At 39.7% G+C, this 18,484-nt stretch carries 7 protein-coding genes; all 7 read right to left on the minus strand.

Features of this window, described 5'->3' with window-relative positions:
* Positions 1 to 2: 2 nt before the first annotated feature.
* Positions 3 to 2,405 (minus strand): glycosyltransferase, encoded by a 2,403-nt coding sequence (locus AC5YGG_RS13560; RefSeq protein WP_496145005.1) that lies wholly within the window; start codon positions 2,403 to 2,405, stop codon positions 3 to 5.
* Between the two features lie 17 nt (positions 2,406 to 2,422).
* Positions 2,423 to 3,181: an alpha/beta fold hydrolase gene (locus tag AC5YGG_RS13565; RefSeq protein WP_496145006.1), complete on the minus strand. Its 759-nt coding sequence runs from the start codon at positions 3,179 to 3,181 to the stop codon at positions 2,423 to 2,425.
* Complete coding sequence (locus tag AC5YGG_RS13570) at positions 3,172 to 3,471, minus strand: acyl carrier protein (protein ID WP_002977699.1); 300 nt, start codon at positions 3,469 to 3,471, stop codon at positions 3,172 to 3,174. Before AC5YGG_RS13570 ends, AC5YGG_RS13565 begins: the two co-directional genes overlap by 10 nt.
* Entirely contained in the window at positions 3,459 to 7,724 is a 4,266-nt protein-coding gene (locus AC5YGG_RS13575) for a beta-ketoacyl synthase N-terminal-like domain-containing protein (RefSeq protein ID WP_496145007.1), read from the minus strand. The genes AC5YGG_RS13570 and AC5YGG_RS13575 overlap by 13 nt, the downstream gene beginning before the upstream one ends.
* A 19-nt stretch (positions 7,725 to 7,743) precedes the next feature.
* Positions 7,744 to 14,784, minus strand: a complete 7,041-nt coding sequence (locus tag AC5YGG_RS13580; protein ID WP_496145008.1) for an SDR family NAD(P)-dependent oxidoreductase — start codon at positions 14,782 to 14,784, stop codon at positions 7,744 to 7,746.
* Positions 14,785 to 15,845: 1,061 nt separating this feature from the next.
* On the minus strand, positions 15,846 to 16,859 hold the full coding sequence (gene glsA, locus AC5YGG_RS13585) for a glutaminase A (protein WP_496145009.1): 1,014 nt from the start codon (positions 16,857 to 16,859) through the stop codon (positions 15,846 to 15,848).
* Between the two features lie 168 nt (positions 16,860 to 17,027).
* Positions 17,028 to 18,356: a hypothetical protein gene (locus AC5YGG_RS13590; protein ID WP_496145010.1), complete on the minus strand. Its 1,329-nt coding sequence runs from the start codon at positions 18,354 to 18,356 to the stop codon at positions 17,028 to 17,030.
* Positions 18,357 to 18,484: the final 128 nt, after the last annotated feature.

Below are 18,484 nucleotides of genomic sequence, written 5' to 3' on the forward strand. Positions count from 1 at the left end.
GGCTATACGGACGCTAATGTGGAATGTTCCTGTACAAAGTTTTCCAGCAATTCTACTGCTTTATCATTTCCTCCGGCAAGATGGAAAGTATTTTGAACTTCTTTCGCAGCTGCTCTGTATTTAGGATTTTCCAGTAATTCAAAAACGGTTTCACGAAGGGCATCTACACGAAGTCTTTTGTATCGGATGCTGATTCCGCAGCCTGCCTGCTCAATTAATTTCGCAATATGGAAATGGTCGTAAGCGATAGGCGTGATTAACATCGGTAATCCGTTACGGAAAGTATCATTCACCGTATTGAAACCACCGTGGCAGATCACCATATCCATTCTCTGCATCACTGCCGATTGAGGGACAAAGCTGTTCACAATAAAGTTCTCCGGCCATTCTTCAAAGATTTCCGGTGGAGTAGCGGCAACAATGGTAACCGGCTGGTCTTTGAATGCTGCAATGATCTTTTCGAAGAAAGCTTTTCTGATGTCTACCAATAGAGTCCCCAGTGATACGAAGATCTTAGGAGTAGTAGAAGCATTTAATTTATCCCAGTCAAATGGCGCATCATTCGGACGACCTTTTACCGGACCTACAAATTTCATGTGAGATGGTACGGTATCAAAACCTGCAAAAGCCTGTGAAGTAAAGACCATATTCAGTTTATGGGAATGGATATAAATGCCTTCCTCATGAATTCCTACTTCTTTTTGTAAGTCTTTGATCAGGTTTTGCTGCCATTCCCAGATTTTAGGGGCACTTTTTTCAGTATCTCCCATTACATCCGGTGGAACGGGTGTTGTGGTTACACAAGGAATATTATGCTTGTGAGCGAAAAGCGCACCTCCGAATGTGATACAGTCGTTCACAATTACGTCAGGCATCCAGCTTTCTGTTAATCTCGTTAACCCCGGCATCATCATTTTGGCAAAAGGTACATAGGTTTCTTCCAGTGCTAATTTCATGACTTCAGGTCCGGAACACGCAGGTCCGTCATCCTGTCTTTTTAAAATGCGGGCAATTTCGTTCTGATAAGGAATAAGGTCTTCTTCAGGATAGAAATAAGAACCTCCTTCCGGAATATGTTTGCTGTCTAAAGGCGTAATACCAAACCATTTTACTTCATGGCCACGGGCAATCAGACTGGCTCCCACACTTAACGTAGGGCTCACATGTCCGAAAAACGGCGGAACAACGAATAAAAATTTAGACGGTTTTTCCGGTTTTGAAGCTTTTGTGATGGCTTCTTCCAATAAATTAGCTGCTGTAGCTGCACCTCCTGCTTCCATAAAAGATTGTCCTACTTTTTGAGCTGCCTCACGGTAGCTTGGGTTATTTAATATTTGTTGTACAGCCTCTCTCAGGTGATTAGCTTTAAATCTGTTGAAATTAAGTCTTTCTCCTGCTTCTGTACGCACTACACGTCCTGCAACATGCGACTGGTCATACGCAATAGGAATCACTACCAAAGGAATTCCGTTGGATAAGGTTTCGGAAACGGTATTGTGACCGCCATGGCAAACCACGCCATCAAGATGAGGTAACAGATCCAGTTGCGGAACCTGCTGATACACCATAAAGTTGTCCGGCCACTGCTCGAAAAGCTGCGGATCTGAAACCACGACAACCGTTAAATCTTCGTCTTTAAAAGCATCTACTACCTTTTGGAAGAATGCTTTTTTATGATCGTGATCGAAAGTGGTTCCGATACTTACTAAAATCTTTTTATTGGTGGCATTTTTCAATCTGTCCCAATCGAATTCACATGAGATACGACGCTCTGTAAGAACTGGTCCCGTAAATTTATATTGAGAAGGCAGATCCTCCATGTCCCCAAAGAAATACGTTGAAGTTAAAACAAGGGTCAGAAGATCTGAAGTGGCCAGAGAACGCTCTTCATTGAAGCCTAATTCTTTCTGTAAATCGATGATCTGATTGACTTCCCATTCGTGAACTTTAGGCAGCTCATTCATGATTTTAATGGCAGCCGGAGCGGTAACGGAAGTTGCACAAGGAATTCCTAATGCTTTGGCAGCTACCGGAGCCGCAAATAACTGGTGGTCACCGATAATCAAATCGGGTTGGTAGGTCTTTAATAAAGCCACAATTCCATTATAGCAATGTCTGTTCAACGGAATAAGAACTTCTTCGTAAAGGAACTTCACGCTGTCTATTCCGTAGACTACTTTTTTGGAAATAATATCGAGATACTGTTCACTTTCTTTCTTTTCTGCGTCGGTCTGATCGTATTGGATCAGTAATAATTTTCCGCCCTCCGGAAGTTTAGCCTCTAAAGTAGGGTCAAGGCTGATCCATGCTACTTCATGCCCTCTTTCCAGCAGCGTAGCACCGATGCTTAGGGTAGGATTCACATGTCCTGTTAAGGGGGGAACTATAAATGCAAATTTAGCCATGGTTCTTCGTTAAGATATTAGATAAAAAACTGAGCAATCGTCTCTGCGATAAGCTGAGGTTCCTGGATGGGAATATTGTGATCGCCGGAAATCAATTCAAGTTCGGATGAACCGATTTGAGACTGCAGCCATTCTCCTGTAGGCCTGCAGTTGGAATCAGCACCATAAAGCAATAAGGTGGAAGCTTTCAGTTGATTGAAATCAGCTTCTCCAAGGAAATGTTTTTCCTTAATCATATCTGCTTTGATGCTGGTTTGATTAAACAGAAACTCATACATACGATGGTTCTTTTCCATTTGTCTTTTGCCCATCTGGACTTTGGTGGTATCTGTAAAATTGGCTACATAATGCTCAAGGAATTCCTTGCTGTATTCATCAATGATATTACGGGCTTTTTCGTCCTGAGGATCCGGAGCTTCCATTACTACGAGTTGATTAACGCGTTCAGGATATGTTAATGCTGTCTTTAAAGCAATAAGACCTCCGAAGCTATAGCCTACAAGATGTACTTTTTCCAGTTGAAGGTGATCTATTAAACCTATCAGATCGGATGACATGTTATCAAGGTCGTACCCATCTAAAAAGCGTTCACTCATACCGTGACTTTTCAGATCGTACATCACCACATGGAAATGTTTTGCCAGAACAGGGGCAATATTAAAATAATAAATGGACAGGTTACTGAACATACCGTGGATTAAGACCACGGTTTGTTCGGCTCCTTTATTGAGTTCCTGTATATGAACTTGTCTGTTATTGACAGTGATTATTGGCATTCGTAGATATAATTGATGATCATACTAAGGTCAAGATTAATAAGCTGGTCAAGATCCATAGAAGATAACCAACCTGTAAAGTCGATCTGATCGCCAAAATGCGCCTTGATCTTTTCAGAGAAAGAGACAATCTCGATGCTGTCCATTTCAAGATCTTTGGTGAATGAACTTTCCGGAGTAATATCCATCTCCTCTACAAATTCAGCCCCTATCACTTCAGTAATAAAACCTTTTAATAAAGTAAAAAGTTCTTCGTGGTTCATTTTTAATGTTGCGTTTACAGTGTCCATCCGATAATATAATTTTTATGTTTAACAGTTTTGATTTCAATGTTGTTGATCCACAAGTGATCCTCTTTTATTTGTTCGACTTCGAAGGCTTTTGGATTTCCTTTCAGTCCGGTTCCTAAGAACTTTCCGTAAGCCTCTTTGGCTACCCAGAAACGGGTGGTCCATTCTGCCTGGTCTTTTCCTTTTAATAAGGCTAATTCATTGTCCGTAAATACCAGATCATAGAATCCTTCGCTGCGTTTTTCCATGAGTTCCATATCGATTCCTACAGATTTGCCATATCTCGCAATTCCCACAGCTTCTTTTCCTTTGTGAGCCAGTGAAATATGGATGTCTTCTGTAAAATCACTGATGAGGTAAGGTTTCCCTACTTCATCGGAACGGATCTCAAAAGTGATCGGGAAGCAGGCATGATTTTTTTCCTTACGAAGAAGGTTTCTAACGGCATCTTTCACCGCAACACGGCTTACCATCCAGTTTTTCTTTTTGTTGGGTAATAATTGCTGGTGATGCTGTTTTTCCGTCTGGTTGAAATATCTTTTCAGGATAAAATCCCATGAAGCGACTCTGGTATAGGCCTGGTGGAAGAAAAATACTTCAGGAGCAATCTCTTCAGAAAGACGGTTGTGCAGTGGCGACATGGAAACATTCCATAAAGCGGCATCAATTTCCAGTCTTCTGTTCTGCCAGCCTGTGATGGCGCACCATACTTTTCCGTCTCTTTTCAGGATAATATCTGCGATGGCAAATTCATCATTCAATTCGGTCAGCATACAGGTACATTCAAAAATACCATCCTGATCGTGCATATCGCCAAAGAATTCAATGTCTCTGATCTTCACCGGGAAGGCGATACGGTCTTTCACTAAAGTAAGCTGCAGCCAAAGTCCGAATAATTGTCCTGCATTGTCCAGCAGAGAGCCTTTTCCTCCGTTTCCTTTGATCTTTCCAACAATTCCTTTATTTCCAACCGCTGAAACTTCTGTAATTCCCTGGTATTTTTCCCCATGGAACATGTGGGCATCATAGATTTCTTCAGGGGTTCTTTCAATCGGTAAAAGATCACCAATGGAAAGGTTGAAAGTTGGAGTAGGAACAGGTGAAGATTTTAAGATCACTTCAGCATTGGCGAAGTTCTCAATATCCAGATACGCATGGTTTTCACCACGCCATTGTCCTTTCACAGTTTTCTCAAAAGGCTGGGCCACGTTCATCCATTGGAATACACTTACATTCATAATTTTATGAACCTGTGTTCCTGGAATTTCCGCTTCTGCAATTTCTGCAAGCTGCTCGAAGATCATGGTCATCGGGATGACCGGTTCCATATCGGCTACATGAGCCCATCCTTTTGGCTGTCTCAATAAGCTGTGGTCAATCAGGTATGGATGACTTTCAAGTGTCACATACAGATCTTTTGAGAAGGTTGTACTTCTTGGTGCTTGTGGAGCAGCGTGCTGTGCTATAGGAGCAACCTGGGCAGGACGTGGCATCGTAATCTCCGGACGGTTTTGGAATAAAGTCAGGACTTCTTCCTGCATACGGATCATATCGTTAACATTGTCCTGGAACGCCTGTACCAGCGGATGACCACTTTTAGCAGTCATGGCTGAAGCCGAAGCAGTATATTGTTTTGGTGTTTCAAAGGCTTGAGCTAAGGCTTTTACTTCTTTAAAATTTCGGATAATAGGCGAGCCTAATTCCAGTTTAATGCCTTTTCCTGATGATTTTTTTGATTGCTGCTGAACTTCTAAGAAATCAAGAGCAATGGTTTTCCCTTCTACAAATAATGAAGCGACAACACGTTGTAACTGTGCCAATGCAGAACGGGCAGGAACGCTGGAAGGAATGGTGCTGAATGCTTTTCCTTTCAAGGTATCATCTATAAATCCGATCAGTCCGCCGGTACCCACCTGGATGAATACTCTGGCACCTTCTTCATATAATTTATCTGTCAGTTCACGGAAACGAACAGGCTCAACCAAATGCTCGGCACTCAGTTTTCTGATCGCTGCCTGATCTGCCGGATAAGGTTCTAAAGTCGTAGCAGACCATAATGGAATCTTCGTTTTCTGGAACTGTGCTTTTTCCATTCCGGCAAGGATCACATCCAGCTTATCAGCGATAAATGGAGAGTGAAATCCGGATTGGAACGGCAGTACCTGATGGAAGATCTGTTTCGACTTTAATTGCGGAACCAATTCATCCAATGCAGCATTGCTCCCACAAAGAATGACCTGATTAGGGCAATTGTCATTGGAAATATACAGGTCTGAAATTTCAGTAATAAAAGGCTGTACGACATCAATTCCGGCACCGATGGCAATGAATTTGGAGTCTTTTAATTCAAAAGTTTCCGGGTTCAGCACATCGATTAAAGCTTTTACAGAATTGGCTTCTGCTAACTCTGATGAATATCCTGCCAGCCATTCTCCTAAACTGTGTCCGGCATTCATATCCGGAATAATGCCCAGTTTCTTCAATGAATTGTCAAGGATACTGCAGTTGTTGAATATATTTAAAGCATCGGTTAAAAGACCTTCACCCTCTGTTTCTATAGGCGCTGTTAATCCGAAATAACGGCTTGCACTTTCCACTTCACCTTTTGCCAGGCCATCCAAACCAGGGAATACAAAGGCTACTTTTCCACCATCTTTTAATAATGGAGTAGAAGTGTACCAGATGTCCTGCTTGTTTTTCCAGATCAGGTTTTTAGAAACAATTTTAAGGGCTTTTTCTATTCTTGCAGGCGTAGGATCGAATATGGCTACTCTGAAATCTCCTTCTCCTAAAGTGGTATCATTATTTTGTAATGCAGAAACCAATTCTTCATGCGTAGGTCTGGCCAATAGCAATACCTTGTCTTTTTTAGGCATATCATAGCCTTCAAGAACAACATGAGCATTGATTCCTCCAAACCCGAAAGCATTAACCGCTGCTACTTTTGGAAGCCCTGTTTTTGACCAGTTTTTGGCTTCCTGTACCGGTTCAAATCTTGTATTTTGCATTTCTGCCGTTGGATTTTCACAGTACAATGTTGGCGGTAAAGTATCGTGGTGTAAAGCAAGACAGGTTTTAATCAATCCTGCGATTCCTGCAGCCGGCATTGCATGTCCGATATTGGACTTTACAGAACCGATTCCAGCCACTGGAGCAGCTTCTTCTTTTCCGAAGAACTGTGCCAAGGTCTGAAGTTCGGTTTTATCTCCAAGAGGTGTTCCGGTTCCATGGGCTTCAAGGTACCCTACTTTATTTTTATCCAGATCAGCATTGATCCAGGCTTGTTCTAAAGCTTTTAATTGTCCTTTTACGGATGGGCTCATTACACTGGTTCCGTTACCGTCACTGCTTACGCCCACTCCTTTAATCACAGCATAGATTTTATCCTGATCGCGAACGGCGTCTTCCAATCGTTTTAACACGACGAAACCACATCCTTCGCCAATCAGTAATCCATCAGCATCCATACTGAAGGGTTTGATCTGCTGTTGACGGGACATCGCGCCCAATTGAGCAAAAATACTCCAGAACGCAGCATTTTGTCCGGTGTGAACACCTCCGGCGATCATCATATCGGAACGTCCTCTCTGAAGTTCCTGTACAGCGTGATCTACAGCGATTAAAGCACTGGCACAAGCAGCATCCACGGTAAAAGCAACGCCTCCAAGGTCAAAACGGTTGGCTACCAATGACGCTACCAGATTGGGAATTAATCCCATGGCAGTATCAGCTGCGAAACGTCCTTTGCGTTCCTGGAAAGCATGTTTTACTTTTTCAATATCAGCAGAAGAAACCTGAGGGAGCAATTCCTGCAATAAGGAGGAAATCTGTTCTCCGGTTCTTACAATTTCAATGGCACGGGTAGCTCCCGGCCCGGTATAGTTTCCTTTCCCGATGATAATTCCTGCTTTTTCAAGGGAGGTATTCTTTTGGAATACTCCGGCATCCTCTAAAGCTTTCTGAACTAAATCAAGGGTCAGTAAATGATCGGGTTCTGTTCCTTCCACTGCAAGGGGTAAAATCCCAAAAGTGGTAGGATTGAACTCATAATCAGGAATAAACCCGCCTCGTTTGCAATAGAAACGATCGACAGGGTTGGTGGCATCACTAAAATGCACCGGATCTATCCTATCTGCCGGAGCGGATTGGGTAGAGTCTACTTTATTGACAATATTCTGCCAAAAAGTATGGGCATCCTGCGCCCCGGGAAAGACGCAGGATAGTCCAACTACAGCAACATCTGTTTTTTTCATGTTTAGTGTATACAGAGGGTTACCAATTATTTCCTGACATGATAAGCACCTGGCTTTCAGTTCCGTATTTTATTTCGTTAAGGAAGATTTCTTTTCCTTCATCCAATGGGATCATGGAAATTCCTCTGCGTTCGTATTCAGATTCAAGGGTGGAAGAAACCATTCCGGCTCCTTTCCAAGGTCCCCAGTTGATGGAGATGACTTTTCCTTGCAGTCTTTTATTCAGAGCGTTAGCGTAATCATCCAGTACACTGTTTGCCGCTGCATAATCTGTCTGACCTTTGTTGCCGTATACCGATGCAATACTTGAGAATAATACCACAAACTGGCAGTCTGTACGAAGTTGTTCAGCCAATACACGAAGTGGTTTTACTTTGGTATCGAATACACGTCCGAAAGAAGAAGTTGTCTTTTGTTTGAATAATTTATCTTCTAAAAGACCTGCTCCGTGGATCACTCCATCTAAACGGTTATATTTTTCGTAAATACTGCTGATTAATTGGCTTAATCCTTCTTCGTCACAAAGGTCTAATGACTGATAAATAATGATGTTTCCAAGCGCTTCCATATCACGGATTGTGCGTAGGATCTGGTTATTTTTGAAAACTTTTGTAGTTTCTTTTTCGATTTCAGCAGGAGAAGTGAATTTTCCAGACTTGATCAGGAATGCTCTGATTTCCTCTTTCGTTTTCATCCCTTCGAATTCTTTAGCAGAAGCTTCATTTCTTGGATCTGCTGATCTTCCTACTAAAATATAAGTACATGGATAAGCCTGAGACATGTGTTTCACCAATTCTGCTGTGATTCCCTGTGCACCTCCCAATACCAATACTACTGATTTCTGATCTAACTGGATGTGTGCTTCATTTAAACTCGTTGATAATGGGGAAGGGATGATATCGACCTTATGTCTTTTTTCGTTCTTATAAATCACTTCAGCAGGTTTATCGTTTGTTAAGATTTCCTTTAAAGTAATATCAGCGATCTGATCAACTTCCTGAGGAGTGCTTAAACTGATGAATCTGCAAGTTGTATGATCGAATTCTCTTGCTAAACTTTTGAAAAGTCCAGGATAACCTTGGTGATGACGCAATACACGGGCATCAGTCACTTCCTGGATATGAGCAGCAATATCGGAAATTAAGTAGACCCATTTTGCTTTATCAAAATCCAGTTTTTTAATCAAATCAACATGATCGATGATGCTTGGTTTATCTGTAGCTGAAAACAGGTCCAGCATGATTAATCCATCAACATTTGAAAGATCTTTGTCTGCGTCTACCAATTCTACAATAGCTCCGTGTTTTTCCAACTCAGCTTTAATGGCTGAGGTTTGTTGGGTGTCATCCTGAGTGATCGCGAAACGTTTTCCTTGCAGAATATCTGTATTTTGTACGGATGAAGCATCGGTAGGCGTGATGTCAAAACGAAGACGTGATAATACATTGTTGGTAGGTTCAGAAGTTACTTCTTCCTTTACTTCGTTTTTTGTTTCGGTAGTGTCACCGCTCATTTCACTGATCCAGCTTGCCAATCCACGAAGGGTTTTAATGGCTGCTAATTTCTCCATCACATCATCAGCCTGTTCAAGGTTTTCACCAAAACCGATCTTGTTTTTAAGATCAGCAATGATTTCCATACGCTTGATAGAATCAATACTAAGATCTGCTTCCAAATCTAAATCTAATCCTAACATCTCCTTTGGATACCCTGTTTTTTCGCTTACGATATTCAGGATAGCATTTTGAAGGTCTTCCAGTGATAATGCAGATTTTGCTTGTGGTTTTGAAGAGACCTCAGGTGCAGTTCCGTTTTTTTCAGGAGTTGCTGCAGCTGTATCTCCTGAGAATTCAGTAAGCCATGAAACTAATCCGCTTAAGGTTTTAATTCCTGCCAATTGTTCCATCACCATATCTTCATTGGTATTGCCTTTAGCTAATGTTCCCAGCTCGTTACGAAGTGTTCCGATGATTTCCACTCTTTTGATAGAGTCGATACTTAAATCAGCTTCAAGGTCCATTTCCATACCCAGCATTTCCTGAGGATATCCTGTTTTATCACTTACCACCTGTAGTAATAATGCTTTGATATCTCTGGTAGGAGCAGCTTTCACAGCAACGGCAGTAGCAGCTACAGCAACAGTTGCTGTTTGTTGAACCTGTTGTACAGGAATAGTACGTTCAGGGGCTGGAGCCGGCATTGGCGTATTATAAACAGGCATTGGATTTAACTGAGGATTCTGTCCCATAAAGGAAAGCATCACATCACGTTGTGCCTGTATCATTAATTTCATGCTGTTCAAATATTCCTGCAGCATACGTTCTGCCGTAGATAGGCTTTCCGGTGCAGGAGCTTGCGTATTATGAGTAGTAAAATTGTTCATGAGAATAGGGTTTATGATAGGGAGTGCACCATTAGCAGGCAATGAACCTGTTGTCGGATGTGCAGCTTGTCCGTTAACACGCCAGATGGCAGGGCTTTTCTTATAAAGTTCAGGCTGATTGATATTCACAAGCTGAACGAAACGACCATCGAAAAGTTTCTCAATATTGAAGTTGCGCCCGGTTCCTAAATATTGCGCTAACATGCACAATAAATGAGTGAACTTGTTACGGCTGCTGTCTTCAACATATAAAGTCAACTGGTCTTTTTCAATACATGATTTTGCCAATCCTGTAAGGACTTTTCCTGGTCCTACCTCGATGAAGATTCTTGCTCCGTCGTTATACATTGCCTGCATCTGTTCTACGAATCTTACAGGCTGTACCAAATGCTCGGTTAGTCTTTCTTTGATATCTGAAGGTTTCGATGGATATATTTCTGCTGTCGTATTAGACCATACAGGGATCTGCATTTCCTCAAAAGGAACTTCTTTTAATACATCAGCATACAATTCTTTTGATTTGGCCAGTAATGGACTATGGAATGCACACGCCACTTCCAGTTTTTTAGCAGAAATTCCTTCCTGTTTAAGGACTTCCAGCAGTTTGTTAATGGCTTCTGTAGTTCCTGCAATAACACATTGGGTAGGGGCATTGAAATTAACCGGATAACATCCTTCCACTTTAGCAATGATCGGCTGTAAACGTTCGTGAGTAGCACTTGCCGCCAACATTGAACCCGGATCTCCGCCTTCTACTGAATTTAAAATAGATTGCGCTCTTTGAATACTTAAATCAACCAGTTTATCCTCACCAAATACGCCTGAGAAACACAAAGCCGGTAATTCACCATAGCTATGACCAGCCAGCATATCAGGAATGATTCCCAATGATTCTAAGAATTTAGCCAATGCAAGATCAACGATTCCTAAAAGCGGTTGTGCTAAACGGGTGTCTTTAATGGTTTCTTTTTGTTGCTTTAAATCTGCTTCATTGAAGGTTGTAGAAGGGAAAACTACTTTTTCAAGTTCAGGATAATTGTCAATCACCTTACGCATAGCCGGGAATACTACGAACAGATCACGGGCCATATTGATTCTCTGACTTCCCTGTCCAGGGAATGTGAAGGCTACTTTACCTTCTTTTTTGCTGACAGTGAAAGTATCTTTGGTTTCAATTCCTACCAATACTAACTCAATTTTCATCATCAGATCCACAGCGGTATCAGCTACAATACTGAACTGAATCGGCTTTTCTGAACTGATGCTTAAGCTGTAAGCAATATCTTTTAATGGAATCTCATCATTGATTTCCAATAATGTTTTGATTTGACTTGATTGCCCTTTTGCTTCTTCATAAGTATCCCCACGGAATACAAATAGTTCTGAAGGCCAGGATTGCATCGCAATAGAATCATCTTTTTTCGGATGGTTCGCAATGACAGTGTGGAAGTTGGTTCCCCCAAATCCAAAAGCACTGATTCCTGCATAACGGTTTTTCTCCGTCCATAATCCCGTTTCAGCATGGAAAGAGAATGGGCTGGTTTGTGCGTTATAATAAGCATTTGGCTGCTTAAGGTGAAGGGTAGGAGGCTTCACACCATGGTAAACGGCAAGAGAAGCTTTGATTAAACCTGCTAATCCCGCAGCACATTTAGTATGTCCGATCTGCGTTTTTACAGAACCTAAATGCGTTTGTCCCGGTAATGCACCTGAACGGCTGAATAGGTTTGTTAGCGCACTTAGTTCTGTTTTATCTCCAACAACGGTTCCTGTACCGTGAGCTTCTACCAATCCTACAGACGCAGCACTGATTCCAGCTTGAGTATAAGCACGTTCTAGTGCTCTCACCTGACCAACTTTTCTAGGAGCAGTTAATCCAAGGGCTTTACCGTCACTGGATCCGCCAACTCCTTTGATGACAGAGTAAATACGATCACCATCGTTGATGGCGTCTTCATATCTTTTCAATACAAGGATGGCGATTCCTTCTCCAAGGGCAATTCCGTCTGCCTCACTGTCAAATGTTGCACATCTTCCTTTTCTGGAAAGAGCGTGTGTGCTTGAGAACATCAGATAATCGTTGATTCCGTTGTGTAAATCTGCCCCTCCGGCAAGAACCATATCAGATTTTCCTAATACAAGTTCCTGGCAAGCTAAATCCAGGGCTGCCAAAGAAGAAGCACATGCCGCATCTACAGTGAAGTTTCTTCCACCAAGATCCAGACGGTTCGTAATCCTACCTGCGATCACGTTAGCCAAAATACCAGGGAAAGAATCCTCTGTGGTATGTGGGAAGGCTTCTTTTACTTCTTCGTGAAGTTCTCCGAAAACCTGTTTATAATATCCTCTGAAACTATAGCTGTTGGCAAGGTCGTTACCGCCTTCAGCTCCGATAATTACAGAAATGTTTTCTCTGTTAATATGTTTTTCACCATATCCTGCGTCTTCCATCGCACGTTTTGCTACCAATAAGGTAAGCAGTTGCGTAGGTTCAATAGCGGCAAGCGATTGTGGCGGAATACCGAATGCAAGCGGATCAAAATCAATTTTCGGGATGAAACCGCCCCATTTTGAATGGGATACATCTGCTTCATCTGAATCCGGTTTGTAATAAAGGTCTTTATTCCATCTTTCGTCAGGAACTTCGGTAACACTGTCTTTTCCTAAAATAATATTTCTCCAGAATTCATCCAGGTTTTTAGCACCAGGGAAAATACATTCCATTCCTACGATTGCAATGTCTAACGGTTTTTCGCTGGATGCAGGTAATTCTGATAATTCAGCGTTTTGGATATATTCGTAATTGTTGATACTAACGTTTTGGTGAAGTTCCTCAAGCGTAAGCACTTTGTTGTGCATCGTTGCAATCTGCCCGATCATGTACATTCCAAGATCCAACTGATCGTCTTTAGGAATGTTGATTAACTGGTCTCCCTGGCGTTCGATTCCTTTAGCGGCAATTCTTAAACGGCCTACGTTAAGTTTTTCCAGCTTTTCCCAAACTTCTTTTTTATCTGTTCCGGCTGCTAAAAGCTTAGCTTTCTCAGTATTGAAGTGGTTAGCAAATGCTGTATTTAAACAACGGGTTTCATGTCCTGGAGCTGTTTCTAATAGAACAGTATCCTTAGCCTGCATCGCCTGTACCTGGAATTCTTCCTGAATCGCACCTGTTTGTACAGCTTCCTGAGTGTACAGATAAGCAGTTCCCATCAAAACCCCCACTTTTACGCCTCTGGCAGCTAATGGAGCAGCCATGATGGAAACGAATGCTGTTGAGAAATCATTATGGATTCCACCGGCAAAAAATACACTGATGTTTTCCGGATGGTCTTCTTTTAATATACGTTCAATTTGTTTTTCCCAAAGAACCATACTTGATAATGGCCCTACGTGGCCACCACATTCACGACCTTCGAAAATAAAATTCTTTGCACCTTCTTTAAGGAAAATATCCAATAAGGCAGGAGAAGGAACGTGAAGGAATGTTTTTATCCCCGCTTTTTCAAATATTTTTGCCTGTGCCGGTCTTCCACCTGCGATTAATACTACAGGCGGTTGAGCTTCCAGAATGTATGAGGTTTGCTCATCTCTCAATTCCTGAGGGGCAAATCCTAAAATACCTACACCCCATGTTTTATTACCGGCAAGTTCTTTGGTTTCCATTACCAGAGATTTTGCAGAATTTCCTTTCAATAAGGATAAGGCAACAAATGGTAAGGCTCCGGCTTCTGCTACTGCATTGGCAAATCCGGGAACATCGCTTACTCTGGTCATTGGACCTTGTGCGATTGGATATGTTAATCCAAGTTCCTGTGCTAATGGATTATTCTGATCAATAACCTGAAGAGCTTTTGCTTGTTTCAGATGTCCATACATAGCTTCTTTCAGCCCGAATGTAAGTTTTTTCAGTGTTCTGAATTCTTCATACAAATCTACAGCTAACGAGATGTCTTGTCCCATTGGAATATAGCTTCTGCTCAAATCCAGATCTACAAAATATTGTTGAAGTACTTCTTCTGTTACATCATCAGGTAACGAAGGTGAGTTAGGTCTTACCAATACTCTGTGATTGGCAATAATTTTTGTCTCTGTTCCATTTAGTTTTGAGGATAAATCTTTAATATCCTGTGGAACGGAACTTTCAGGGAATAAAGCAAGCTGGCTATCCAGAATAATTCCTGTTGCACCTAATGCTTTTACAGCTGCTGCGGTGTGAAGTCCTATTCCTCCTTGCACCCATACTGGAATGTTCTTGATTTCCTTGATAACACGTTGAAACAGTACGAAAGTAGATTCGTATCCGATCTTTCCCCCGGCTTCATTTCCTTTGATGATAATTCCTTTAGCTCCTGATCGTTCAGCCTGTCTTGCTTCTTCTAAGCTGGTAACCTGATAGATGATATCCAGAGAAGAATTTTGATTGATTGAGATACCGAATGGTAAGATTGCAAATTTCACATTCTCGGGAAATTGAATTGCCAAAAAATGTTCATTAGAAATGTGAATACCGTAAGAAGGTATCTCGAATTGGTGAAGTAGACTTAAGGCTTCTTCGGCAGTTGCCAAACCATACCCTAAACTCAGTACAGGAAATATACCCGCCTGATGCATCTTAGGCATAAGATTGACATCCGGCCTTTCAAAAGGCGTTAGTCCGATAATAGTTAAGTTTTTCATGGCGTTGATATGTTAGTAAAAAGTTACACAACAAACATCTAACTCTTTGATATATAGAGTGGTGTTTACTATGAACAAATAAAATTGGTTCTTGTTATATCTTTAAATATAAAGTGTTTTTGATAATTATTTTGCAATAATAGAATATCAACCCAAGAGTGATTGTGGGGATGGTTGATTTTTGGCTTTCTAAAAGGCATTAGCCTCGCATTGGTCAAGTTTTTCATTTCATCTATAGTATTGAAAATAATATATTGGTCTCTTAACGATATTTAATCCTTTGTAAATAAAGGGAGTTTATCAATTATGAGTGAATAAAAATAATAAAATTATAATATATTTTCAACCATAAATACAATTTAGTAATGATTTTTTAATACAAAAATATTAATTGTTCAAATGCTATTAAAATACACAGTTTTATTACTTATTCTTATAAACAAGCCGGTACAGTCACAGTAATCACAAAATATAAATAATTATAATTAAAGGAACGTCAAGCAAAGATAGGAATAAAAAATAAAATATTTCAAAAAGTAGAGATTTGTTTTTTTATATATTACATAATAATAATATACGGAGATAGCTATGAAATCTATAGGAAATAACGTTATGAAAAACATAAAAAATTCTGAATTATGTCGCATTATATTGAATTGTAATAAAATAGAAGAGAAAAAAAGATATGCGATTTGTGACTTATTTAATCGGTTTGATTAAGGATATGATAATTTTGTCTTTTAATTCATTTTTTAAAGCTTTAAAATATTGTGCAAAATTGAGATTATTGAAGAATAAAAGTTATAACATATGTTACTTTTTCTATAACAAATGTTTAAGAGAAATTGTTTTATATCAGAAGGATGGTAACTCTGGGAGGTATGTAAATAGAGTTTTCTTAACTTTTATGCAGAGTGGAAATCCTCACAAATATCTGTTTGTGAGGATTTTGCTTTATTCTGCTTTTGCGGAAATGAAAAAAATCTATAGGCTTGCTTGTAGAGTGTGGGTTGCCTGAAATGTAGTTTATCCGTTATAATGAAGACTGTAGATCTTTACAATTAAAAGATACTTAGTTGGTACTGTTTTACCAGATCTAGAATCATATGATAACCGGCTAATGAATTTCCATGCTGATCCAGGGCGGGGCTGAATACTCCAATACCCATTTTCCCTGGAACACTTACAGTAATTCCGCCACCAACGCCGGATTTGCTTGGTAATCCTACAGTTCGTGAATATTCTCCACTGAATTCATACATTCCTGCGGTAAGCATTTGAGATTCTATCAGCTTTGCTAACTCAGTATTTTTATAAGTAGAATCTCCGTCAAAACGAACGCATTGATTAGCAAAGAAATAACCGATCTTAGCTAAATCTTCAGCTGTCAGTTCGATAGAGCATTGTTTAAAATAATTATCTAATTGATCTTCGTTTCCTGAAATTAATCCGCTGTTTTTCATAATGTAAAACATTCCACGGTTACGGTGTCCTGTAGATTTTTCAGACTCATAAACCGATTTGTTGTAGTCAATTGCAGGATTTTTTGTGATATAACGAACCATATCTAAAACTTTTAAAAATGGTTTTTCTCCATCACCGGAAATCAGGGAAGTGGTGAGGATGGCTCCTGCGTTCATCATAGGATTAAGGGGTTTTCCAGTGGTTTCAAGATTGGAAAAATGATTGAAAGGTCTGTCTGAGCCGAAGTAGCCCATTTTATCAAAAACATTTGCTTCACCTCTTTCATTAACGGCAACCATTAAAGCAATAATTTTAGAGATGCTCTGCATAGTGAATTTTTTGCTGACATCACCTGTGTTAAATACTTTGCCATTTTTATCTACAACTGAAAAAGCAATAGCTTTTGCGTCCATTTTTCCGAGTTCAGGAATATAATCCGCGACTTTACCTTGAGAAGAATAGGTTCTGTTTTTTTCCAGAATACTGCTTAAGGTTTTCTCCGAAATGGTTGAAATATCTGCTGTTTTTTGAGCATGCATTACTGTGTTCAGGGATAAAAACCCGGCTATAAGAATTCCTTTTGCAGAAAATAAAAAGCTATTTTTTTTCATTTAGAATATTTTCGAATAAAAGTTTTAATGTTAAGTCTCGAAAAAACAAAGATAAGGTATTTCATTTTTTATGCAACGTTTGATGGAAATTCTCATGATATGGCTTTAAGGGATGAAAGGCGTCTTTTTTTTTCTTTTATAATGAAGAATTCAGTCAGGATTTCAATTTTATCTGTTTAATTCAAAATCTTTGTAAAATAATACTCCGTGCTGATCCAGCATATGATTTTTCTCGTTTTCAATTTTACCGTCTATTGTATTAATGTAATAAAGTTTTATTTTTTTATTACGAATAGCTTCTTCCTGTTTTTTAGAAAGATTTTTAACGATTTCAGTATTCGGATTTTTATCAAATTTTCCTACCAGCATAATTTGCTCCGAGAGATTGCCTACATGGAAGATGGCGTGTTGGTCTTTAGATCGATTTTTAATTTCCTGCACAAGATTATGGCAATATTGTAATCCCTGATCTTCATAATCTTCATTTGTAAACACGATTCCTTTAAAATGGTTTTTTTCAGCGGTAATATGGATAAAAAAAGGCGATAGAAACAAGAAACATAAAACAATTTTCATAATCTGTTCTTTCATTATATACTGTAAAAGAATCAGAACAAATGGAACTGACGGTATGAGATAACCGGGTTCTAACGGGTATTTTAGAAAGAAGATAAGATTTGAAATGATCATGATAACACAGAATGTTATGAAATGATTTTTACTCAAGTCTTTTATTTTTTGAGATTCTCCTGTAAAAAACTGCATTATTACCCCCAAGCCAATAGCGAGAGTTCCTATAGCTCCATATATATACAATGTTGCCAGACTCAGAATACTTGCCAGATTGAATTCTGAATCTCCTGAGTTTTGCAGAAAATGAGTCCCGTATTTTATAAGGACAGGTGAGAATAAGAAACAAGTAAAAAGGATGGATAAAAATGAGTAGAAGAAAACTTTTCTGGTGCTTTTTCCTGTGTAAAAGTAAGTAAGGAAAAGAAGTGCGGGCAGAAAAATGATATTATTAAACCTGGTACTTACCATCAATCCGAAAAAAAGTGCAGAAATCCAAAGGTTGTTCTTTATGATACAATAAATGGCACTCAGTAAAAAAAACAGGGACCAATTGTATTCCATTGCGATGGTGCTGTTCAGGTAAATAACCGGAATGAAAGAAAATACTATGGATATAGACAGTGAAAATTTTGCTTTTAGAAAATCCAGTATTTTAAAAAGGAGCAGGCTGCAACCGGCTGTAAAAAGTACAGAAAGCAAATTGATACACCAATACGGAGCATTATAGACTAATGAATATAAGAATTCCGGAACCGGATAACCTGGAAAACGGGATACCTGGTAAATATGCTGTTCATGTAATATTTTTCCGGTATAAACTTCTCTCCAGCCATCCAAATCGGAGCCAAGGCTATTAAAAATAAAGGGTAATCGTGACAGAATTACAATGAGCACGATCATTATTTCCTTAAAATATTTTTTCATAGCAGCTGATCTTTTTTTCGCAAAATAAGTTCTTTTTTACTAATATAATTAGAGTTTTTTATAATTGCCTGTATTTGTAGTGCAGAAAATCAAATAAAATATTTTATTCTCTTCCGGAGACTTGAAGG

Source organism: Chryseobacterium sp. CS2K3, assembly GCF_059515185.1.